18 protein-coding genes are annotated in these 22009 nt (G+C 62.7%); 12 read left to right on the forward strand and 6 right to left on the reverse strand.

Annotated features, from left to right (window positions below):
• Positions 1-8: 8 nt before the first annotated feature.
• Complete coding sequence (locus QQ658_RS04330) at positions 9-1142, forward strand: DUF4192 domain-containing protein (protein ID WP_286026442.1); 1134 nt, start codon at positions 9-11, stop codon at positions 1140-1142.
• Positions 1143-1217: 75 nt separating this feature from the next.
• On the opposite strand, the gene QQ658_RS04335 is transcribed toward QQ658_RS04330, so the two are convergent.
• Positions 1218-1916 (reverse strand): VIT1/CCC1 transporter family protein, encoded by a 699-nt coding sequence (locus QQ658_RS04335; protein ID WP_286026443.1) that lies wholly within the window; start codon positions 1914-1916, stop codon positions 1218-1220.
• Positions 1917-2178: 262 nt separating this feature from the next.
• Between QQ658_RS04335 and leuS the strand changes: the two genes are divergently transcribed.
• The 3 genes from leuS to QQ658_RS04350 all read left to right on the forward strand — a co-directional run bounded on the left by leuS (position 2179) and on the right by QQ658_RS04350 (position 8462).
• Complete coding sequence (gene leuS, locus QQ658_RS04340) at positions 2179-4671, forward strand: leucine--tRNA ligase (protein WP_286026444.1); 2493 nt, start codon at positions 2179-2181, stop codon at positions 4669-4671.
• Between the two features lie 205 nt (positions 4672-4876).
• Positions 4877-6001 carry a helix-hairpin-helix domain-containing protein gene (locus tag QQ658_RS04345; protein ID WP_286026445.1) on the forward strand — a complete coding sequence of 375 codons (1125 nt, stop codon included), beginning with the start codon at positions 4877-4879 and terminating at the stop codon, positions 5999-6001.
• Between the two features lie 184 nt (positions 6002-6185).
• Entirely contained in the window at positions 6186-8462 is a 2277-nt protein-coding gene (locus QQ658_RS04350) for a ComEC/Rec2 family competence protein (protein WP_286026446.1), read from the forward strand.
• 242 nt (positions 8463-8704) lie between these two features.
• Here QQ658_RS04350 and QQ658_RS04355 read toward each other — a convergent pair whose 3' ends face one another.
• Positions 8705-9451 carry a FadR/GntR family transcriptional regulator gene (locus tag QQ658_RS04355; RefSeq protein WP_286026447.1) on the reverse strand — a complete coding sequence of 249 codons (747 nt, stop codon included), beginning with the start codon at positions 9449-9451 and terminating at the stop codon, positions 8705-8707.
• A gap of 306 nt (positions 9452-9757) precedes the next feature.
• Here QQ658_RS04355 and QQ658_RS04360 point away from each other — a divergent pair, with 306 nt between their 5' ends.
• Positions 9758-11101, forward strand: a complete 1344-nt coding sequence (locus QQ658_RS04360; protein WP_286026448.1) for an MFS transporter — start codon at positions 9758-9760, stop codon at positions 11099-11101.
• Positions 11102-11362: 261 nt separating this feature from the next.
• Here QQ658_RS04360 and QQ658_RS04365 read toward each other — a convergent pair whose 3' ends face one another.
• Complete coding sequence (locus QQ658_RS04365; protein WP_286026449.1) at positions 11363-12607, reverse strand: tagaturonate epimerase family protein; 1245 nt, start codon at positions 12605-12607, stop codon at positions 11363-11365.
• A gap of 156 nt (positions 12608-12763) precedes the next feature.
• Here QQ658_RS04365 and holA point away from each other — a divergent pair, with 156 nt between their 5' ends.
• On the forward strand, positions 12764-13744 hold the full coding sequence (gene holA, locus QQ658_RS04370) for a DNA polymerase III subunit delta (protein ID WP_286026450.1): 981 nt from the start codon (positions 12764-12766) through the stop codon (positions 13742-13744).
• A 154-nt stretch (positions 13745-13898) separates the two neighbouring features.
• On the opposite strand, the gene rpsT is transcribed toward holA, so the two are convergent.
• Positions 13899-14159, reverse strand: a complete 261-nt coding sequence (gene rpsT, locus QQ658_RS04375) for a 30S ribosomal protein S20 (protein ID WP_286026451.1) — start codon at positions 14157-14159, stop codon at positions 13899-13901.
• Positions 14160-14534: 375 nt separating this feature from the next.
• Between rpsT and QQ658_RS04380 the strand changes: the two genes are divergently transcribed.
• The 3 genes from QQ658_RS04380 to lepA all read left to right on the forward strand — a co-directional run bounded on the left by QQ658_RS04380 (position 14535) and on the right by lepA (position 18216).
• A complete protein-coding gene (locus QQ658_RS04380) occupies positions 14535-15230 on the forward strand; it encodes a hypothetical protein (RefSeq protein ID WP_286026452.1) in 696 nt (231 codons plus the stop codon).
• A gap of 389 nt (positions 15231-15619) precedes the next feature.
• Positions 15620-16285, forward strand: a complete 666-nt coding sequence (locus QQ658_RS04385; RefSeq protein ID WP_286026453.1) for a hypothetical protein — start codon at positions 15620-15622, stop codon at positions 16283-16285.
• A gap of 92 nt (positions 16286-16377) precedes the next feature.
• Positions 16378-18216 carry a translation elongation factor 4 gene (gene lepA / locus QQ658_RS04390; RefSeq protein ID WP_286026454.1) on the forward strand — a complete coding sequence of 613 codons (1839 nt, stop codon included), beginning with the start codon at positions 16378-16380 and terminating at the stop codon, positions 18214-18216.
• On the opposite strand, the gene QQ658_RS04395 is transcribed toward lepA, so the two are convergent.
• Entirely contained in the window at positions 18217-19035 is an 819-nt protein-coding gene (locus QQ658_RS04395) for a class I SAM-dependent methyltransferase (protein ID WP_286026455.1), read from the reverse strand.
• Entirely contained in the window at positions 19032-19385 is a 354-nt protein-coding gene (locus QQ658_RS04400) for a cupin domain-containing protein (protein WP_286026456.1), read from the reverse strand. Before QQ658_RS04400 ends, QQ658_RS04395 begins: the two co-directional genes overlap by 4 nt.
• Before the next feature lie 73 nt (positions 19386-19458).
• On the opposite strand from QQ658_RS04400, the gene hemW reads away from it, so the two are divergent.
• The 3 genes from hemW to QQ658_RS04415 all read left to right on the forward strand — a co-directional run bounded on the left by hemW (position 19459) and on the right by QQ658_RS04415 (position 21993).
• On the forward strand, positions 19459-20670 hold the full coding sequence (gene hemW, locus QQ658_RS04405; RefSeq protein WP_286026457.1) for a radical SAM family heme chaperone HemW: 1212 nt from the start codon (positions 19459-19461) through the stop codon (positions 20668-20670).
• 282 nt (positions 20671-20952) lie between these two features.
• On the forward strand, positions 20953-21813 hold the full coding sequence (locus QQ658_RS04410; protein WP_286026458.1) for a DUF3097 domain-containing protein: 861 nt from the start codon (positions 20953-20955) through the stop codon (positions 21811-21813).
• A 30-nt stretch (positions 21814-21843) separates the two neighbouring features.
• Positions 21844-21993, forward strand: a complete 150-nt coding sequence (locus QQ658_RS04415) for a hypothetical protein (RefSeq protein ID WP_286026459.1) — start codon at positions 21844-21846, stop codon at positions 21991-21993.
• Positions 21994-22009 lie beyond the last annotated feature (16 nt).

Here is a 22009-nt window from a genome sequence, read left to right on the forward strand (position 1 = left end):
TTTGGGGCATGAGACGAACAGAACCGGATGGTATCGCCGCGTTGGCGAACGATCCTCAGCGAGCGGCCGACCGTATGGGTGAGACGAACGCTCCCGTCAGAATCAAGAACGACGCCGACATCGTCGCCGTGATTCCCTATCTGCTCGGATTTCAGCCGGCCGATTCGGTGGTCGGCATGGTGTTCGCCGATAGGAAGCTGATCACCACGGTGAGGTTCCCGATCGAAATGGGAGACTCCCCGGCGGCGCTGGCCGCCCGGCTCGGCGTGATCTGCCGTCAGTTCCCTGAGGCCGGGTGGATTCTGGCGGGTTACAGCCCGGACCGTCGCCGTGCCGCCCAGCTGATCGAGCACATGACGGCTGGCATCGGCGAGCAGTACGTCCTGGAGTCCATCTATGTGAACGGCGGGCGGTATTGGTCGCTTTCGTGCAAGGTGCCTGGCTGCTGTCCCGCCGAAGGCCGCCTGATCGATACGGGCGCGTCTCCGGTGTCGGCCAGGGCCGTGCTTGCCGGAATGCAGGTGCTGGAATCACGGGCGCAACTGGACGAATCGATCCGTCCTCCACGCGGTTGGGCGGCCCGTGCGGCCATCAATCGGATGGCGGATGCGCGAGCGTCCATCTGCCATCTCGACCTCGTACAGATAGAGGAGACGTTCGAGAAACGCGTCCGGGAAGGACTGGCCGACCCTGCCCAGGTCAGCGGCGACGATGCGGCCATGCTCGCCGCGATGGCCTATTATCCGACGGCGCGCGACCGGGCACTCTCGCTGCTGACCCGCCACGACGCCGAACGTCATGTCGACCTCTGGCAGGTGGTCGCGAGACTCACGCCTCGTGATTCGCAACCGCCGGTCCTCGGCCTGCTCGGCTTGGCAGCCTGGGTGAGCGGAAACGGTGCCTTACAGGTGGTATGCGTGGAGCGCGCTGAGAAGGTCGCTCCGAATCATCCGCTGGTGCGCCTGGTCGCCGATATCAACGCGGCGGCAGCGCCGCCATCGGTCTGGGATCAATTGCGGATCGACCTTTTCGGGGAGGAAGAAGATGACGAGCGCTCCGAGACGCCTGCCGACGCCGGTGGCTTCTCGAATGGTCGGCAACATGATCAGATCGCCGACCTGGGAAACGACCCGCCGCGGTAATGACCGGACCCGCTACGGCAATGACCGACCCGCTACGGTGACGGAGCGGCACACGGCATCGTTCTTCAGAGGTTGCTAGCCGGCCAGCAGAGCGCCGATCAGATACGTTGCCGCCATGGCCGCGGTGGCGACGAGCATGTTCCTGATGATTGCGCGCCCCGGGGCAGCGCCGCCCAATCTTGCGCTTGTGTAGCCGGTGAGCGCAAGCGCCAATTCGACACCGACGACGGTTGCTCCGACCCGCAGCGAGACGGGTGAGAGCACCATCAATACCAGTGGAATGAGGGCGCCTATTGCGAATGCCACGAAGGACGAGGCGGCCGCGGCCCACGGGTTCGTCAGTTCGCCGGGATGAATACCCAATCGGGTCTCGGCATGCGCGCTCAAAGCATCGTGCTGAGTGAGTTCGTCAGCCACTTGCTGCGCAAGCAAAGGGGACAGCCCGCGATCTTGGTAGCTGCCGGCCAGAATGCGCAACTCTTCGTCCGGATGCAAGCTCAGCTGCCTGGCTTGCGCGTCCAAGGCGGCCTTTTCGGTGTCGGCCTGTGTACTGACCGAGACGTATTCGCCGCCGGCCATCGACAAGGCGCCCGAGACCAGACCAGCTAGTCCCGCGACGAGAATGGCCCGCGAGTTGGCTTGGGCGCCGGCGAAACCCATCAGCAGACCGGCGATCGAGACGATGCCGTCGTTGGCGCCCAGCACGCCCGCGCGCAGCCAGTTCAGTTTGCCGGCCAGACGCGTCGATTCGGGAGTACTGCGGGTGAGGGACATGCTTCCATAGTGATTGCGAGCCGCTGGGCGTCCAAGCCGATTCGCGGCCCTCTGAGGCGAGCCTTGGCTGGGATGAAGCACCTAGTGAACATCGACTGGGTTGCAGATCCCGCGAGCTGGTGCGACAGGCCGTGACGACGCGGGCAATGGCGCCCGGAGCCGATCTTCCGTCCTATAAGCTGCTGCGCTGGGCCGGGAGCGCCATCGGCTAGACTAAGGCACTGCCTTCACGGCCAGAACAGTGAGCAAGGAGACGGGAACGGTGAGCCAGACCAGCGAGGCGTCCGATCAGATCGGCTATGACGCTTCTGCAGCACAGGAGAAATGGCAACGATTCTGGGAGGCTGATCAGACCTTCGTCGCCCACGATGAGACTGACAAGCCCAGACGTTACGTTCTCGACATGTTCCCCTATCCCTCCGGAGACCTTCACATGGGTCACGCCGAGGCCTACGCGATGGGCGATGTGCTGGCGAGACTGTGGCGCATGCAGGGTTTCGAAGTATTGCATCCGATCGGCTGGGATTCGTTCGGCCTGCCCGCCGAGAACGCCGCGATCAGGAACAATACGCATCCTGCGGAGTGGACCTACGAGAACATCGAGACGCAGAAGAATTCGTTCAAGCGCTATGGCCTGAGCCTCGACTGGACACGCGAGCTGCACACCAGCGATGCCGAGTACTACCACTGGACCCAGTGGCTCTTCTTGAAGTTCTTCGAGCGTGGACTGGCCTACCGCAAGGATTCCTACGTCAACTGGTGCCCGCACGATCAGACCGTGCTGGCCAATGAGCAGGTTATCAACGGGCTGTGCGAGCGGTGCCACACTCCGGTGACCAAGCGCAAACTCAATCAGTGGTACTTCAAGATCACCGACTACGCCGACCGGCTGCTCGACGACATGAGCCAGCTCGAATCAGGCTGGCCCGACCGGGTGCTGGCGATGCAGCGCAACTGGATCGGACGCTCCGAGGGCGCGCTGGTCGACTTCGCGGTGGAGGGCCGCGAGGAGCCGATCACCGTGTTCACCACACGGCCCGACACGCTTTACGGCGCAACGTTCATGGTGGTGGCCCCCGACTCCGAGCTGGCTTCGGAATTGGTGACCGACGAGCAGCGTCCGGCGTTCGACGAGTACCACGATCAGGTGAAGAAGTCGACCGAGATCGAGCGCCAGTCGACCACCCACGAGAAGACCGGTGTCTTCTTGGGCCGGTATGCGATCAACCCGGTCAATGGCGAGCGGATCCCGATGTGGGCCGCCGATTATGTGCTGAGCGATTACGGTACCGGCGCGATCATGGCCGTGCCTGCTCACGACCAGCGCGACCTCGACTTCGCCCGCAAATTCGGCCTTCCGGTGCGGATGGTCATCGACACCGGTGAGGAAGACCCAGCCACGTCGGGTGTGGCCACCGCAGGTGATGGACGCTACGTCAACTCTGGTCCGCTGACCGGGCTGGAGGACAAGCAGGCCGGAGTCTCGGCCGCGCTCGAGGCCCTTGAAACACGCGGTACCGGCAAATCCACCATCACCTACCGGTTGCGCGACTGGCTGCTCAGCCGCCAGCGCTTCTGGGGCTGCCCGATCCCGATCGTCCATTGCCCGAACTGCGGCGAGGTGCCGGTTCCCGAAGAACAGCTGCCGATCGAGCTGCCGCATCTGCGCGGCGCCGACCTCGCCCCCAAGGGCATGTCGCCGCTCGCCGGTGAGGCGGCCTCGGCATGGCGCAACGTTGCCTGCCCGAAGTGCGGTGGCGACGCGCAGCGCGACACAGACACCATGGACACCTTCGTCGACAGCTCCTGGTACTTCTACCGTTATTGCAGCCCGGGCTACGCCGATGGGCCGTTCCGCGACGAGGACGTGAAACGTTGGATGCCGATCCAGCAGTATGTCGGCGGCGTCGAACACGCGATCTTGCACCTGCTGTACATGCGCTTCTTCGCGAAGGTGCTGCACGATCTCGGCATGATCGATTTCGATGAGCCGATGCAACGCCTGCTCAACCAGGGCCAGGTCATCAACCAGGGCAAGGCAATGAGCAAATCGCTCGGCAATGGTGTGGACCTCGGCAAGCAGATCGATCAGTTCGGCGTCGACGCCGTCCGGCTGACCGTGGTATTCGCGGGGCCGCCCGAGGACGATATCGACTGGGCGGATGTGTCCCCGGCCAGTTCGCTGCGCTTCCTGCAGCGCGCCCACCGGCTTGCCACCGAAGTCGCAGCTCCGAAGGACGCTGACTACGCGTCCGGTAACAGGACTCTTCGCCAGGCCACTCACAGGGCGATACACGACATCACAGAACTGATCGGGCTGGGGCGCTTCAACGTCGCCATTGCCCGCGTGATGGAGCTGGTGAACGCCACTCGCAAAACTATCGATACGGGAGCCGGCGCAGCGGATCCGGCCGTGCGTGAGGCCGTCCGGTTCACCGCACAGGCATTGAGCTTGTTCGCACCCTATGTCGCCGAGGAGATGTGGGAGCTACTGGGCGAGGCGCCCTCCATCGCCAACTCGGTGTGGCCCACAGCGCAGCCCGAACTACTTGTTGCCGACGCTGTGACCATGGTCGTCCAAGTTCAGGGCAAGGTGCGCGCCAAGCTTGATGTCAGCCCCGGCATCAGTGAAGCAGAAGCGACCGAACTGGCGTTGGCGGACGCGAATGTACAGCGTGCCCTGGACGGACGCGATGTCATGAAGGTCATCACCAAGCTGCCGAAGATGGTGAGCATCGTCCCGGCCAAGGGCTGAGCTCTCGATTGGCTTGTCAGCAGCCCCTCGGTCGCGCTGAAATGTTCTCCTGCGCGACGGCGGCGCTTCGCGTCCTCGTGCTGCGCGTGTCTTGTTGTTTTCGCCGAGAACCGGTGGCAACTCCAACACGGACTCAGCCGGCATAGTTGTCCACAGCTACGGACTTTTTTGAACGATCCGAGCTCGGTTTAACAATCTTTGGGGCGTGATACGGCGCAACGATCCACAACTGGCATCCGGGCGGCTTCGTGCCGTCGTGGGTGACGCGCGTCCTCCTGGCCTGCCGAGGCGGATGCAAGTTGAGCATGCTGCCGCAGACGATGGGCTTGATTCCGGGCCACGCACGTCGGACGAGGTGCGGGCAGATGTTTCGTTGAGGGATGAGATCGCTGCTCTTGAGGATGACGATTTACTGCTTGAAGCCTCCTCCTGGCGCCCGATATCACCTGAGCTGGTCACGAGCGATCAACGGCCTGCGGGAGCCGGTACCGCCTCGGAACCGACTTGGCCCGGTGAGGATGATGAAGCAGACCGATATGGCTCGAACCGTCGGCCGCAGGCGACAGCAAATACCGGCCTGGTCACAACCCGGGATCAGGTGACCAGGCAGCGCGAACTGAACCGATCAGCCACGGAACCCGATCCCGGCGTTCCGGACCGGGTGAAGGCCGCCGGTGCTGTGCTGCTCAGGTTGGGGCGTGCGCATGCCGGAGCGCTCGCGGTCTTGCTTGTTGTGGCGCTGGTGCTGACCGGAAGCAGATTGATGGCCGCGAGAGGGCATGAGATAGCCGCATCCGCAACCGTCACACCGACGCTCACCCCGGCTGCCGAAGAGAGCCCATCGGCCGAACCTGTTCCGCTGCACATCCATGTCATGGGGGCGGTGAGCGCGCCCGGCGTGGTCACCGTACCGCAAGGTGCGCGAGTGGCGGATGCGATCCAGGCGGCAGGCGGCTTGACCGAGGACGCGGATTGCGCAGAACTCAACCTGGCCGATGAGCTTCCCGACGGCGCACAGATCCTCATCGGAACCACTGCGGAACCCCGCGGTGAGGTACGTACCGGCCAAGACGGCGCCGAAGGTGCTGGAACGGCGTCCGACGGCAGCGGAGGCACGGATGCATCGGGATCGTCCGGCACAGCCATCAACCTGAATACCGCCAGTGTCGCCGAGCTCGAGACACTGCCAGGGGTGGGGCCGGTGATGGCGCAGCGAATCGCGGATTGGCGAGCAGCGAACGGCGACTTCACCAGGGTCGAAGAGCTCCAGGAGGTGGATGGCATTGGTGCAAAGACCTATGCACGGCTTGCTCCGCTCGTCACCGTCTGAGGCGTCGTCGCGCCGGCGTACCCGGTTATCCCCGAAACGAAGGGACCAGTGCCATCGTTCGAAACGAAGGGACCAAGGTCAGCGTCAAAATGACCCGTCGGCGGCAGACCAACCAGGTCAAGGCTCTCCCGGGGCTTCACGGCTTCCAGCACGCCCGGTCGATCTACGACTGCTCATCCCGGCCTTGAGCGGGTGGGCGGCGGCAGGCGTCGCTGTTCAGGGTGGACGATGGGTCGGGCTGGCCATCGGCATGGGGATCGTCTTCGGATCGATCGGACTGTTGAGAAGGGCCTGGACGATATCTGCGGTTGGAATTGCCGTGACAGGTGTGGGGATGGTGGCCGGCTTGTGGGTCACCGGGTTGGACGAGTCGTTGCCCGCCCAATGGGCTCGTGATGAGGCCTTGGTAGAGGTCACGGCAGAGGTGACATCAGATGCCCGGCAATGGCAGGCGTCAGGTTTTCGTCCGGCTGCCGGGGTGCTGCCGCTCAACGTCAATCGCGTGGTGGCGCACGGTGAGGAATGGCAGGGGAGTCTGCCGGCTCAACTGCGAGCCAGCGGAGAAGCAGCCGCTTTGCTCGATCAGCCGGTCGGTGCGACGGTTTCCTTCATCGCTTTGAGCCGGGCACCAGAGGAAGCCGAACGCTCGGTTGCGACGCTGGTTCTGCGCAGCGAGATCGATGCTGTCACCGGTCCGGGAACTGTGGCGGCGATTGCCAATCGTTTCCGAGAGGGCCTGCGTCAAGCCATGGCACGCTCACCGACCGAACAAGCAGGCCTGGTTCCCTCGCTGGTCGTGGGCGATATCTCGAATCTTCCTCAGCAAGTGAAAGATGATTTCAAGACCACGGGCCTCACCCATTTGACGGCGGTCAGCGGCACGAATCTAACGTTGATGCTTGCCTTCAGCTTGGGGGTTGCGCGGCAGCTGGGGGTGCGCGGTTGGTGGCTCCGCGGTATGGGTGTCGTGGTCGCATTCTGCTTCATCATCGTGTGCAGGGCAGAGCCAAGTGTGCTGCGCGCGGCAGCGATGGGCCTGATCGCGATGGCCGCGACCGGTGTGGCTCATGATCGGGCCCGTGGTCTGCGGGCGCTGAGCCTGGCAATTCTGGTGTTGGTCCTGATTGACCCATGGCTATCCCGATCGTGGGGATTTGCCTTGTCCGTCGGCGCCACCGCGGGCATCTTGTGGTGGGCCGGGCGGTGGCAGACGATGATGCGTGGGTGGGCGCCCGGCTGGCTGGCGGAGTCCTTGGCTGTGCCGTTGGCCGCGCAACTGGCAACCCAGCCGATCGTCACCGCTTTGTCGGGTCAGGTCAGCATCGTGGGATTGGCCGCCAACGTCTTCGCCGGCCCCTTTGTCGGACCTGTGACGATTCTGGGATTGGCTGCGGGCCTGGTTTCGCTGGTTTGGCCAGGTTTGGCGATTCTGATCGGTTGGGCGGCGGGATGGTGCGTTCAGCCGATCGTGTTGATCGCCCGCGTGACGGCGTCGGCGCCGGAAGCGGCCTGGTCCTGGCGCAGCACACCCGCGTCCCTGGCGCTGTTGGGAGTGGGATGTGTTGTGATCGCCGAACAGGTCGTGCCGCGGATACTGGCGAAGAGATTGTTGGCTTGCGGCGTGGCATTCCTGATGGTGCTCGGGGCATTCAGGTCACCTCCTCAAGCCGGTTGGCCTGCGCAGTGGGCGGTGGTGGCGTGTGACGTGGGGCAAGGCGGAGCCCAGCTCATCCGTACCGGGCCGAAGGAGGCAATTTTGGTTGATACCGGGCCGGAACCGACTGCGCTACGTGGATGTCTGTCCTCTGTCGGGGTGAGCGAGATAAGCCTGTTGGTGCTGACGCACTCGCACGCCGATCATGTGGGAGGCCTGAGTTCGGTGGTGGGCGAACTGCCGGTCGATATGGTGCTCGTAGGTTCGGATAGTCCCGATCCATCCGCGCTGACCGGCCTGCCAGAGCCGATCCGCACCGACCCCGGTGACCGTATCGAGGTCGGCTCAGTGACATGGACGACCGTAGCCGCCGGTGGCGACGGTCCTTCTCCCGGTGCCGGCAGTGAATCTGTTGGCGAGCGGGCAGGGGACGACTCAGCAGGCGAGGACTCGGGAGCGAACGACGCGTCCGTTACCGGAATCATCGATACCGGTGAGATGCGGGTTCTCGTGACGGGCGACCTGGAGGTCGCCGGCCAGCAGGCCGCACTGGACTCGGGCGCGGACCTTCGAGTAGATGTGCTGGTGGTGCCTCATCATGGCTCGTCCAAACAAGATGTGCAGTTCATCGAGGCAACCCAGGCCCGTATCGCACTGATCCAAGTCGGCGAGAACAACGGGTACGGACATCCGGCATCTTCGACGTTGTCGATGCTGAACCACGCCGGCGTCGAGGTATTTCGTACCGACGAGCAGGGTGCCATCGCAGTCTCTGCAGACGGACGCGAGGTCGTCACCCAACACTGAGCCCTGAGCCCCGAGCTGTCGGGGGCTTTCGTCTTGGCGAGGCGGCGTTGCCCTGTGACGTTCGTTCCCCAGGTGCTTCAGGAGATTCGTGTGCGCAGAGTCCAACACGTACCAGGGAGACCTGTGTGCTCGTGGCCTCACCCGTGATGATCACGACGTCATTGGCGACACCGATGGCGGTATGGCCCGTGAACCGAAGCATATGCGGAGCAGGATAACGGCTGGTGGCGCCGACCGGTTTATTACTGTGCCTGCTCGGAACCGATCTGAGTCTGGAGGCGTCGGTTCGCCGACACCATGTGGGTGCGCATCGCTTCGGCGGCCGGCGCGCCCTCGCCGATGGATAGAGCCGTGAGGACGGCCCGATGCTCGGTCACGGCCAAGACCATTTCTGACTGGTCTTCGACCGAGCGATCGAACCAGATCCTCAGTAGCGATCGCGAGGTGGAAAGCAGATCTGCCAGCAGGTGATTGCCCGCCACCTTGGCTATGCGTGCGTGGAAATGCTGATCACCCTCGACGAAGCGCTCGACGCTGTCGAAGGACGCCTCTTGCTCCTCCACACATTTCGTCAAAAACTCAATATCAGCGTCACGGATCTGTTCAGCGGCGAGTCGGCTGGCGAGCACTTCCAACTCCGAGCGGATCTGCAGGAGCTCGCTCGTCTCGGTGGAGCCGAGTATCACTCCCCAACGAAGAGTCTGTGGAAGAAGTTCGGACGACGTGCCTGCCAAGTACGAGCCGGATCCCGGACGGATCTCGACGATCCCCAGCACCTCCAAGGCGGCCAATGCCCCCCGGATGGCCGAACGCCCGACCTTGAGGTTGGCTGCCAACTCTCGCTCGGGTGGCAGCTTCGTGCCGACCGGTATATCGCCGCTTGTCAGATACTCAAGCAAACGACTTGCAACGCCCGCCACCGGAGTCGGTCGAGGCAACTCGTCCAGCAGGTGAACGGCTACGGGATCCTTCTCCGGAAACGACGGCATGACGTGAGATTAGCAGCAGACTGCGCGATCCCTGATGCGCTCGGCAACCCGTGGAATCGTCATGAACTCAGGAGCGAACTTGCGCGAACTCACGTCGGTCTGCCTTCCGCAGAGCGTCCGGCACTTGGTCGAGATCGGCAAGGGCTCAAACATGCGTGGCCTCAGGAAACTTGCCGCCAAAGTGACCACGCAGTGTGGCAAGAATTGGACAGGCGGTTGACCGGTTGACCAAAGTTGTGCGACGATCGCGTCGGAAACACTGTGGTTTTTACCGCGAGGAAGCGGAACTATCGATCAGGAGGAAGCATGGCTTCGGAAGAGGTGTCAGCAGTCGAGCGGTCGGCCATTCGGAAGGTGTCGATACGTCTGGTTCCGTTCGTGGCACTGATGTTCTTCATCAACTATTTGGATCGCACGGCGATCGGGTTCGCCGGTCCGAACGGCATGACCCAAGACCTTGGCATGACGGCAGCACAGTTCGGGTTCGCGTCCGGGGTCTTCTTCATTGGATACATCATCTTGGAGATCCCGTCGAATCTTGCGCTGCACAAGTTCGGTGCGCGTGTTTGGCTGTCACGGATCATGATCAGCTGGGGAATCGTCGCCTTGCTGTTCACCTGGGTGCAAGGGCATGTCGGGCTCTATTGGCTGCGGTTCTTGCTCGGTGTCGCAGAGGCAGGCTTCTTCCCAGGAGCGATCCTGTTCTTGAGCATGTGGGTGCCCGCCAGGTACCGTCCGAGAATCTTGTCGCTGTTCTACCTCGCACAACCATTGACGACCGCGATCGGAGCTCCTCTCGCGGGGGCGCTCATTCAGTTGCATGGACTGTTCGGCCTCGAAGGTTGGCGAGTGATGTTCCTCGGCGTCGGAGTTCCGGCAATCCTGATCGGCATCATCGCGCCCTTCTACCTGAAGAACAGTCCGCGTGATGCCCACTGGCTCAGTGAGGACGAACAAGAATGGCTGGTGAAAGAGCTCAAATCCGAGGCGAACGACACCGAGCATTCCGAGCATGCATCGGTGGGCAAGGCATTCAATAACGCGCGGGTCTGGGTGCTGGCTCTTCTCTACTTCGGGTTTATTTACGGGCTCTATGCGCTGGGGTTCTTCCTGCCATCCATCGTCTCCGGCTTCCAGGAACGTCTCGGCGACGGTTTCACCCCGATTATGCAGGGGCTCGTCACCGCGATTCCCTACGTGTTCGCGGCGCTGGTGCTGTATCTCTGGTCGAACAATGTGTTCAAGAAGGGACTGAAGACCTGGCATATCGCGATACCGGCTTTCGCTGGTGCAGTTTCGGTTCCGCTGGCGTTGTTGAGCAGTCATCCGTGGATCACGGTTGCGATCGTGACGGTAACCGCGTGCTCGATCTTCGCCGCGCTGCCCAACTTCTGGACGCTGCCGACTCAATTCCTCACCGGCGCGGCTGCGGCCGCCGGTGTCGCGCTGATCAACACCTTCGGCAACCTCGCCGGCTTCTCTGCCGGCTACGTCACGGGATGGCTCCATGACGCTACCGGCGGCTACATGGTTCCGATGTGCGTTGTCGGTGGCTTCATGGGGTTGTCGGGCATCCTGATGATCGGACTGGCCAGCCGCAAGAAGGTGGCAGCGGCCGAGCGCAGCACGGAGGAATTCGCGGGCGACTGATTTCGGACGCACGGTAGGCGGACCCATGGACCTGTGTTGCTCGACTCCAGAGGGCGTCAGAAGGTCGGCGAAGGGGACTCCCCATCCACCATTCGTCCACGGTCTACGGACACAGCCCACTACTGTGCAGGCTGCCGCTGAATGTGCGGCGATCGCGAACCTCAACGGCCGAACCCATGCAATGTGAAGTAGCAAAGTGACGAAGAGGGCGCCCCCGGGTTTTCCCGGGAGCGCCCTCTTTTCACATCGAATAACGACCGATCAGGCCTCGAAGAGCGGCTTCAGGTGACGCTCGTAGAGGTTCTCGGTGACGTTGCGCTCAACGTGCTCACGGTGCTCGTCCAACGCATTGAGGTAACGGTCACCCATCTTGGCGGCCAGCTTGAACGAGATATGCAGCAGCTGGCGCAGGTTCTTGTTGTAAGCCGGGTTCGACTGATCATGACGCAGGGCATCAGCGAACTGCTTGGAATCCCAGCTGTCGACCTCGTCGGGGTTGGGCAACTGAGCGGGATCGATGTCGATGACGTCCGCATAGGGACCTACCAACTCGTCCTGCATGCCATAAGCAGTGCGGTAGATCTCCTTGGCAATTGTCAAACCCTCGCCGCCGCCCTCGGCCAAACCGATGAGCTCCTCCAGCCAGGTGGTGCCCGCGGTCTTCAGATGCAGACCGGTGTCGAACTCCCGGACGATCGCGCCCATGCCCGGGTACAGCGAGAACTTGTCGGAGCCGGTATGTACCGACAGCTTCAGGTTCTTGTGCAGACCCCACTTGGCGATCGCGTACTGGATCACGGCGACATCGGCGCGGAACTCGGCGAGGAACTCGTCCACATCGCCGTCGTAGTCGACGCCCTTGTTGAACCGGCCGACGAACTTCACGGCAACGGTGTCGATGGGCAACTGCTCATGGGCGACCTCGGACAAAATAACCAGCAGATCGGCCGGGCCCTGACGCTCGGGGGACTCGTCCATCGCCAGCTCGACATGGCGGATGTTGCCGCCCTTCTCCACGACACGGTCGTAGAGGCGCTTGGCGTCCTCCAGGCCATAGAGATAGCGATGAGCCAGCTTCTCGAGCACCTCTTCGGTGACCACGATCGGGGCGTCCTGGCCGGGCACCTTGTGCTCACCTAACAGCGGCTTGGTGCGCTCGAGGAAAGCGGCAGCGTTCTCCTCGGTCGTCTCCTTGCCGATCAGATCGGTGATATCGATGGTGAAGAAATCGCACACATCAATGAACCAATCGGCGTTGGTCATATTGATGTGGTCGGCATCAACGAAGTACTGACCCTTCCAGCCGGTCTTGGCGATCGCGTCATCGGCCGCCTTACGCTGATCAGCAGGCGAAGTACCGATGATGGTGTGCTCGCGGTTGGACTTGTTCCAGACGATGTCGACATCGACTCCGTCCGCCTTGATCTTTTCGAATGCAGCGACCTGTGCAGCGCCTTCCTTGCCGAAACGGTCACCGGTGCCGAGGGAGTACTTCCCAATCGTCATGCTGTCTCCTCACGTGATACTTGCCCCTGACTCTAGACGGGGGAGCTGATCAGCGACCACTGGCGGGTTCTTCTTGCCACGGGTTGCCGTGCTTGTCCGACACCGATGAGCGATCGGAACAAGAAAAATGTCGCAACCTGATGGCACGATGGGACGGTGGCACAAACATCGGTGTTCGGCAGCAGTCTGCTGATTCAGGGTTCAGAGGCGTTGCTGGCAGAACGTGCCGTTACAACGCGCGTGACGCAGGCACAGCGCGAGCATCCCGACGCCGAGTTGACCCAGGTCGCAGCCCCCGAATTGGCTGATGGACGCTTCGCCGACCTCATCGGTGGCAGCCTGTTCGCGTCCTGGGTCATCGTTGTGGTCACCGATCTTGCCAATCTCCCCGACCACGCATTGGCCTTGGTGAAGCAGACGGCGCTGCACCCGTATCCCGAGCTCTGTCTGGTGCTTGTGCACGGTGGCGGTAATAAAGGCAAGGGATTCATCGATGCGCTCAAGAAGGCAAAAGTCACCAGGATCGCAGCGGACCCGGTCAAGTCGTGGAAGCTGCCGGAGTTCGTCACCTCGGAGGCTCGTCGATTGCGCATGGGCATGGACGCACATGCTGCGCAAGATCTGATCGACGCGGTTGGCTCCGACCTGCGGTCATTGACCGCCGCCCTCAGCCAACTGGCCGCCGATTACGAAAATGAACAGCTGACGGGTGAGATGGTGCGCCGCTACTTTGCGGGCCGCGCCGAGGTGACAAGTTTCGCTGTGGCTGACGATGCCTTGGCCGGTCGCGCAGGCCCGGCGCTGGAGAAGCTGCGCTGGGCGTTGGACACCGGCGTTGCGCCGGTACTGGTGACCAGCGCACTCGCGAACTCACTACGAGGCCTGGGGAAATACCTGGAATTACGCTCCGTACGGATGCCGGACAACGATCTGGCCCGGCAGGTCGGGGTGCCACCGTGGAAGATCAGGGATCTGTCGAAGTTGTCACGCGACTGGTCGTCCAGGGGAGTATCGGTTGCGATCCGGGCGGTAGCTCACACCGACGAACAGGTGAAGGGCGCCGCCGCCGATCCCGGGTTCGCCCTCGAGCAACTGTTACTTATCGTGCAGCAGGCCAGGAAGCTCCAGGCACGTTGAATTCCAAAAGCACCAGGAAACGCAAGGTGATTTCGTCAGCACTCGTGTGGCACGGCCTTTTGTGGCGATCGACCCGACCAACACAGTAAGCGCCCTGACCACCCAGTCGGGTCAGGGCGCTTACTGAAACGCCTATAAAACTGAAAAGTAGAACTCAGAGAGCCGCGGCACGCGAAGCGATGGCAGATTTGCGATTGGCGGCCTGGTTCTTGTGGATGACGCCCTTCGACACGGCCTTGTCGAGCGCGCGGTTCGCTACCTTCGCACACTCCTGCGCCTTCTCGGCGTCGCCGGCATCGGCAGCCTCGCGGAACTTACGGATGTTCGTGCGCAGTGCCGACTTCACGGCCTTATTGCGAGCGGTTGCCTTCGCGTTGGTGAGAATGCGCTTCTTCTGCGACTTGATGTTCGCCACTTGGTGAGCCCTTTTGAGTCGTTGGTGTACCTGGGTTACGCATGCTCAAGCAGCCGCCTGATTGCACGCGCGACTGGTTACGCTACCACAGCGCCCCGGTGGCCCCCAAACTGGTGCCACCCTGGGCTCGCGTCGGTTGATGGGAGCCGCTGCGCGCGGCATGAGGGTATGACCGACGGGCTAGAAAGTTGCTACTTAGGGTGTCGTAAGAAAAAGCAGGGGGGCCGCAGAAGCGTTCGTTTTCAATAGTTTACTGTATGACTATCAACCAATTAATAGCTTGTCTTCAAGAGAGCTGAGTGCTTGCGAGGCCGCCCCGCTCGCAAGGATTCCCCTCTCGCAGGCAACCTATTCATCAAGATAAAAGGAACCGTAATGGCGACTCAGGTTTACAAGACTCTCTCGAAGATCGTCGGGGTCGTTCTGCTGGTGTTAGGGATCGCCGCGCTCGTCGGCGGCAACTTCGCTCACAGTTATGTGAGCGAGCAACTCGCAGATCAGAACATCACGATGGCCACCGATGAAAGCATCGATGGTCAGTTGAAGGCGGGGCGCATCAGCGAAGACGATGCGGCCGCGCTGCGCAAGTATGCTGGCCAGGAAATGCTCACCGGCCCACAAGCCGAAACCTTCGCAAACCACTACATCCACGCGCACATGGCCGCGGCCGCCAAGGCCGCTGGCGTGCCCGACGATCAGGCCAACTACAGCGCCATCGGCAGCCTGGTCACTCAGTACACCAATGACCTGCAGGAAGAACTCAAGGCTCTTCCCGAGAACGCGGACAAGTCCGACGCCGAGATTGCGGCGCTGGCAGATGAAGAGATCGCCAATCCCAACACCACCTACGAAAACGCCAAGCAGGCTGCCACCTTGCAGGAACTTCGCATGGATACCTTCCTTGATGGCAATACCCTGCGCGGCATGCTGCTCAACGCCTATGGCTGGTGGCTGGTCGGCACCATTGCACAGGCCGCCGGCTGGGCGCTGATCGTTATTGGAATCGCTCTGGGTGCCTTCGGCTTCATCTTGAAAGACAAGACTGCGAAGACCGACACCGCGAGCGCCTAAGGGCTTCAGAAGACTCATCTGAGCGTTGCTCGACTCGGCTGCGATTAGATAGGTCGAACACGAAAACGATGGGGACGAGCCGGCCTACCGGCTCGTCCCCATTCTCTCGTCCGATGCCTCGCAGCGCAGCCGCGAGCCAGGCGGACATCCGGCACATCCTCACTCGGGTCAGCCATCCGATCGGACGAATCGAACTCGGTCCATGACACCGGAGGGCAACGAGAACAGGCTGTCCCCGGCTCGCCTCATGGCGCTCCACGACGAGACCGTCCCACGAGCAGCCAAACCTGATGCGGGTTATTCCTCCGTTATACCGACTGCGCCTGTCGGCAGGCTCGGGTCAACCCTTAGAATGCGGTGAGGCGATCGGGGATGATGTGGAGGACACCATGGCGGATTCGGTCTATCGGGCGCTTTGCCGCGTATTCGGCGTCGTCTTGCCCGCCGTCGGGGTCGGAGCCACAATCGGCGGGTTATTCGCCCACCGTTTCGTAGCCAAGCAACTCGGCTCGGAAGACATCACGATGCCGTCGGGAGACCTGATCGACCGTGAAGTGGCGTCGGCGCTCATCACTGCCGAGGACGCCGAGATACTCGCTCCGCATGCAGGAGCGACACTGCGCAACGGCCCACAGGCCCGCATCTACGCCGACAACTACGTTTTGGCACATATGAAGGTGGCTGCAGAGCGGGCAGGCGTCCCGGAGGACAAGGCGACTTACGCCGGAGTGGGTGATCTTGCCGCCGAGCTCAACAAAGAACTGAAAGCCGAACTCAGCGACCACCATCCGGAAATGGGTCCCGGGGAGGTCAGCGGGCTGGCGCGCATGGAGGTGCAAGACCCCGAGACCGAATACGACCTCGCCCGCAAGATCAACGAACTCTACAGCTTGCGCTCCGAGAACTTTTTCATGGGCAACTCCATTCGCGGCATGCTACTCAACGCCTATGGGTGGTGGCTGATCGGGCTCATCGCCCGCATTGCGGGAGCCGGTCTGATCGGCATCGGTACACTGCTCGGACTTGCGGGATTCGGGAAGCGCCGCTGGCGCTGACGGGAAAGTTGGGCGCAGGTCGCGCACGTGCGAGTATGGAGCGCGGCGCTTCAGCGTCCGCATGACCAAAGATGAACACGACTGGAAAGTGAATGCCTGTTCCTGCACCCGGCCAGACCGACCCGGCCATCGTCCGCAACTTCAGCATCATTGCCCACATCGATCACGGCAAATCCACGCTGGCCGATCGCATGCTGCAGCTCACCGGAGTCGTGGACGAACGGGCGATGCGCGCCCAATACCTCGACCGGATGGACATCGAACGCGAACGCGGCATCACCATCAAGTCGCAGGCCGTGCGGATGCCGTGGGCGTCCGCCGGTGATGACTATGTGCTGAACATGATCGACACACCCGGTCACGTCGACTTCACCTACGAGGTGAGCCGTTCGCTGGCGGCCTGCGAGGGTGCCGTGTTGCTGGTGGACGCCGCCCAGGGCATTGAGGCTCAGACCCTCGCCAATCTCTACTTGGCTCTTGAGGACGATCTGGAGATCATTCCGGTGCTCAACAAGATCGACCTGCCCGGCGCGCAGCCCGAGAAATTCGCACGCGAGCTGGCGTCCATTATCGGCTGCGACATCGATGAGGTGCTCAAGGTCAGCGCGAAGACCGGCGAGGGAGTGCCCGAACTGCTCGACCAGATCGTGACACAGGTGCCGCCGCCCGCAGGCGAACCGGACGACCCGGCCCGGGCACTGATCTTCGACTCGGTCTACGACGCCTATCGCGGTGTCGTCACCTACATCAGGGTGGTCGACGGCGAAATCAGGCATCGCGACCGCATCTTGATGATGTCGACCAACGCCACCCATGAGGTGCTCGAGCTGGGCGTCATCTCGCCCGAGCCGGTGAAGTCACCCGCCTTGAGGGTGGGGGAGGTCGGCTACCTGATCACCGGCGTGAAGGACGTCCGGCAGTCCAGGGTCGGCGACACGGTGACGTTGGCCGCCAAACCGGCGTCCGAGATGCTGGCCGGCTACCGCAACCCGAATCCGATGGTCTTCGCCGGCATCTATCCGATCGACGGCGACGATTTCCCGGAGCTTCGTGAGGCGCTCGAAAAGCTGCAGCTCAACGATGCCGCGCTGACTTATGAGCCGGAGACCTCGGCTGCGCTAGGGTTCGGATTCCGGGTGGGATTCCTCGGCCTGCTGCACATGGAGATCGTTCGCGAACGGTTGGAACGCGAGTTCAATCTCGATCTGATCAGCACCGCCCCGAACGTGAATTACCGCGTGGTCATGGAGGACCATACCGAGCATGAGGTGACCAACCCGTCGGAGTTTCCCGAGGGCAAGATCGCCGAGGTCTATGAGCCGATGATCAAGGCCACGATCCTGACCCCTGCGGAATTCATCGGTACGATCATCGAGTTGTGCCAGGTCCGCCGCGGGGTGCAGCTGGGCCTCGACTATCTCTCCGAGGACAGGGTCGAGCTGCATTACCAGTTGCCGCTCGCAGAGATCGTTTTCGACTTCTTCGATGCCCTGAAATCGCGGACGAGGGGATACGCCTCGCTCGACTACGACGAGGCGGGCTCGCAGGTCGCCGATCTGGTCAAGGTCGACATCTTGCTGAACGGTGAACCGGTGGACGCGTTCAGCTCCATCGTCCATAGGGACAAGGCCTATGCCTACGGTGTGGCGATGACCCACAAACTGAAGGAGCTCATTCCGCGCCAGCAGTTCGAGGTGCCGGTGCAGGCCGCGATCGGCGCCCGAGTGATTGCCCGGGAGACGATCCGCGCGATGCGCAAGGACGTGCTGGCCAAGTGCTATGGCGGCGATATCACCCGCAAGCGCAAGCTGCTGGAGAAGCAGAAAGAGGGCAAGAAGCGGATGAAGACGGTGGGGCGCGTCGAGGTGCCGCAGGAGGCCTTCGTCGCGGCCCTGTCCACCGGGGAGGGCTCGGGCAAGGACAAGCGCTGATCACGCCGGTTTGCGTGCCACCAGGGCGATCGCGCCCAGATTCTGCTGGTTGTCGTGAAAGACTTTCCGCATCGCGAGGATGCGTTTGCGGGCTTCCGGATTGCGGCGCACGTTGTTGAAGAAGCGCAGTGCCCCGCGCAGGCCCTCGTCCGCGATGATCCGGGTTGGGTCGACCAGCCGCATCGAGTTGTGCCCCTGCCACTCCAGCTCGAAACCGGCGTCGGTGACCAGCTTCGTCCAATCGGCTGCGGTGAGCGGACGCGCACCAACCTTGATCGTCCGGGAGAGCGCCTTCGAGATCTGGTCGACGACCGACTGGTCGACATCGTCCGGACGCAAGGACATCTCGTGCATACCCCAGCGTCCGCCCGGAGCCAGGGTTCGGAAGACCTCGTCCGCGATCTTTTGCTTGTCGGCAGCCGATTGCATGGTGAGCATGGCCTCCGAGATCACCAGATCGGCACTCGCATCCGGCAGCCCGTTGTTGCGGGCATCACCTTGGACGACCGAGGCATCGTGATGGCCGGCGAGCACCTTGGCGATCTGCGCGCGGGCGTCCTGATTGGGGTCGACTCCGATGTAGGTGGCGTAGTTGCCGGCGAGAACGATCTCGGCGGTGCGGCCAATGCCCGGGCCCAATTCGACAACCTTGTCGCCGGTCCCGATATTCAGCTGGGTGAGCAGCTTGCGGGTCAGCTCGATGCCGCCCGGACGCAGCACCTTCTTGCCCATCTTGGCGAGCAGCCAGTGGCCTGCCGCGCGGTGCTCGTCGGAAGTGGTTGGGCCGGCGGCGTTTTCGGTGTAGCTGGTGTCGGTCATCCATCTGTCCTTGCCTGCTGGGTGTCGACCATGACCAATTGCATCCGGCATTCGGTGATCGCCGTGAGTGCATGCCGCGCATCCGGAGCGAGATAGATAACGTCACCGGCGTGCATGGTGTGCGATTCGCCCTCCACCTCGAAGGTCATCTCTCCGTCGAGGAGGGTGACCACCACTGCGCGCGGCGAGGCATGCTCGGTGAGCAACTGCCCCGGTGCGAAGGTGAAGTCGACCACCCGCAACAGGGGATTGTTGACGATGACCCGTGAGGTGGTCGACTCGCGGACGACCGGAAGGTCGGTGTTGATGTCGAGGACGACGGCTGATTCGGTGAGTGGAGTTTCGCTCATGAAAGAAGCGTAGCCTAACCAATGTTTAATAGTGGACGTGGGTGGCTTCAGGTGCGGTGGCATAGTTCGATATATGCCTTCTGCGCCGCCACCTGGAGATCCGGCTCCTGCCGACGGGTCGCTCCCGGCGTCCGCGCTGGCCGAATTGCCGGTTCGTCCGCTCAGCTTCTATGTGCATGTGCCGTTTTGCCGGGTGCGGTGCGGGTATTGCGATTTCAACACCTACACGGCTGACCAACTCGGCGTAGATGCGGGCCCGGACGCATGGTTACGCGCGGTTCACGCCGAGATCGACATGGCTGCGTGCGTGTTGGGCGAGCGCGCCCCCGCGGTCGACACCGTGTTCTTCGGCGGTGGCACACCGACGCTATTGAGGCCATCTCATTTGACGAGTGTGCTGGCCCATATCTCCGGTCGGTTCGGTCTCCGGCCAGACGTCGAAGTGACCACCGAGGCAAACCCCGAGACGATCGGTCCTGCCGAGTTGGACGAGTTGCTGGCAGGTGGCATCAACCGGATCAGTCTCGGTATGCAGTCGGCCGTCCCGCATGTGCTGGCCACTCTCGACCGTGTGCATACCCCCGGACGCGCTTTGGAGCTCGTCGGATTGGCCAGGCAGGCCGGGTTCGATCAGATCAGCCTCGACCTCATCTATGGCACGCCGGGGGAGCAGCCTGCCGATTGGCAGACCAGCTTGGACGCGGTTTGCTCCGTGCATCCCGATCACGTCTCTGCTTACGCGTTGGTCATCGAACCCGGTACGGCGATGGCCCGCAAGGTTGCGCATGGCGAGATCCAGCCGGTGGACGACGATGAACAGGCCGACGACTACCTGATGGCCGAGGCCACTCTGACCGCCGCCGGGTATCAGAACTATGAGGTCAGCAATTGGGCGCGGGACTCCGCGCACCGGGCCCGGCACAACATGGCCTACTGGACCGGCGCGAACTGGTGGGGGATAGGCCCGGGCGCGCACTCGCATGTCGGGGGCGTCCGATGGTGGAATCTGCGCCATCCAGGCCGCTATGCGGCCACCCTCGCCGAAGGACACAGCCCCGCACAGGCGCGTGAGATATTGGACGCCGACACCCGACGAATCGAACGGGTGATGCTCGAACTCCGGCTCGCTGATGGGTTATCGATAGACGTGTTGACCCCGACCGAACAGGCCCGATTGCCTCGGATCGCGGAGCGCGAGTTGGTCAAGCTGGACGCTGGTCGCGTCCGGTTGACTCTGCAGGGGCGCCTGCTGGCGGACGCAGTGATCCGCAACCTGCTCGATTAGGGTGATTCCACCGCGAGGATCGACTCCGTTGCTGCGCCCGATCCGACCGTGCTGGTTGAGGCTCCATGCCCAGCCGCCGCAGCTTCAACACAGCCGCGCCCGAAATCCCTAGATGCGCCAGATATACCTGGCGCGCGAGCAGATTTCGGGCGCACGAAGTCACGAGGATCCTCATGTCTACAAGCGGGATCAGGTCGCGATGGAGCCCGCCCACATGTGCTTCAGGTGCTACAGAGCGCGTCGCGCACCTGATCAACGGTCCGAATCGCTAACGTTCCGCAGGTGGGGTTCACCAATGATCGTTATGGCCGTGACGTGCTCGACCCGAAGGCCCAGCGCAATCGTCGTCCGCAGACCAAGGACGTGCCGATGCAACTGGGCATGGTCGTCGAAGACCCGTCGTCCGGATTCGTCGGCGAGATCATGGGCTGGGAGAACGGTCTGGTGATTCTGGAGGACCGCAAGGGCAAGCGCCGCAGCTTTCCGGTCGGTCCGGGATTCTGGCTCGAAGGTAAGCCGGTCGCCCTGCGGATTCCGCCGCGCACCGGCTCCACCAAGCGCTATACCGCCTCGGGTGCCAGGGCGACCCCCGATGGGCCCGCGAAGGTGGCGCTGCCCAGCCGCATCTACGTCGAGGGACGCCACGACGCCGAACTGGTCGAGAAGATCTGGGGTGGCGACCTGCGCCACGTCGGCGCGGTCGTCGAATACCTGGGTGGCATCGACGACCTGGTGGCGATCGTCGCCGAGTTCCAGCCAGAGCCCGGACGAAGGCTTGGCGTCCTGGTCGACCACCTGGTGACCGGCTCCAAGGAGACCCGGATCGCCGAGCAGGTGGCGCGCGGCGGCTACGGGGATGTAGTCCAGATCACCGGGCATCGGTTCATCGACATCTGGCAGGCCATCAAACCCGAGACGATCGGTATCAAGGCCTGGCCCAAGGTGCCGCGTGATGTCGACTTCAAGAAGGGCACGCTGACCGCTCTCGGCCTGCCACACAAGGACCAGACTGACATCGCGCACGCCTGGCAGTGGATGCTCTCCAAGGTGCGCACCTTCCGCGACTTGGATCCCGATTTCAACCGTGAGATGGAGAAACTGATCGACTTCGTCACCCAAGACCATCTCGACGAACTCGGGTAGAGCCTCACCCGCGTCCGTTAGGGTCAGTACATGGACGAGTGGGTGAACCTTGCACATCAGGTGGCCATGCTGTCGATCGGCTCATATGACGGCGAGGTGCGCAAGCGTGGCCGCACAGATCATGCCGTGACCACCGCTGTGCTGGCGGAGCTCGTGTGCACGAGCGGGTTCGCCTGGTGAACGGGAAGGCCCGGGT

This window comes from Propionimicrobium sp. PCR01-08-3 (assembly GCF_030286045.1).
Lineage (GTDB): Bacteria > Actinomycetota > Actinomycetes > Propionibacteriales > Propionibacteriaceae > Brooklawnia.

Excerpts from the sequence above, each read along its gene's own strand:
- QQ658_RS04330 (WP_286026442.1), top strand. The coding sequence starts at position 9 with ATGAGACGAACAGAACCGGATGGTATCGCCGCGTTGGCGAACGATCCT.
- QQ658_RS04335 (WP_286026443.1), bottom strand. The coding sequence starts at position 1,916 with ATGTCCCTCACCCGCAGTACTCCCGAATCGACGCGTCTGGCCGGCAAA.
- QQ658_RS04355 (WP_286026447.1), bottom strand. The coding sequence starts at position 9,451 with ATGCCGTCGTTTCCGGAGAAGGATCCCGTAGCCGTTCACCTGCTGGAC.
- QQ658_RS04360 (WP_286026448.1), top strand. The coding sequence starts at position 9,758 with ATGGCTTCGGAAGAGGTGTCAGCAGTCGAGCGGTCGGCCATTCGGAAG.
- QQ658_RS04365 (WP_286026449.1), bottom strand. The coding sequence starts at position 12,607 with ATGACGATTGGGAAGTACTCCCTCGGCACCGGTGACCGTTTCGGCAAG.
- QQ658_RS04380 (WP_286026452.1), top strand. The coding sequence starts at position 14,535 with ATGGCGACTCAGGTTTACAAGACTCTCTCGAAGATCGTCGGGGTCGTT.
- QQ658_RS04385 (WP_286026453.1), top strand. The coding sequence starts at position 15,620 with ATGGCGGATTCGGTCTATCGGGCGCTTTGCCGCGTATTCGGCGTCGTC.
- lepA (WP_286026454.1), top strand. The coding sequence starts at position 16,378 with ATGCCTGTTCCTGCACCCGGCCAGACCGACCCGGCCATCGTCCGCAAC.
- QQ658_RS04395 (WP_286026455.1), bottom strand. The coding sequence starts at position 19,035 with ATGACCGACACCAGCTACACCGAAAACGCCGCCGGCCCAACCACTTCC.
- QQ658_RS04400 (WP_286026456.1), bottom strand. The coding sequence starts at position 19,385 with ATGAGCGAAACTCCACTCACCGAATCAGCCGTCGTCCTCGACATCAAC.
- hemW (WP_286026457.1), top strand. The coding sequence starts at position 19,459 with ATGCCTTCTGCGCCGCCACCTGGAGATCCGGCTCCTGCCGACGGGTCG.
- QQ658_RS04415 (WP_286026459.1), top strand. The coding sequence starts at position 21,844 with ATGGACGAGTGGGTGAACCTTGCACATCAGGTGGCCATGCTGTCGATC.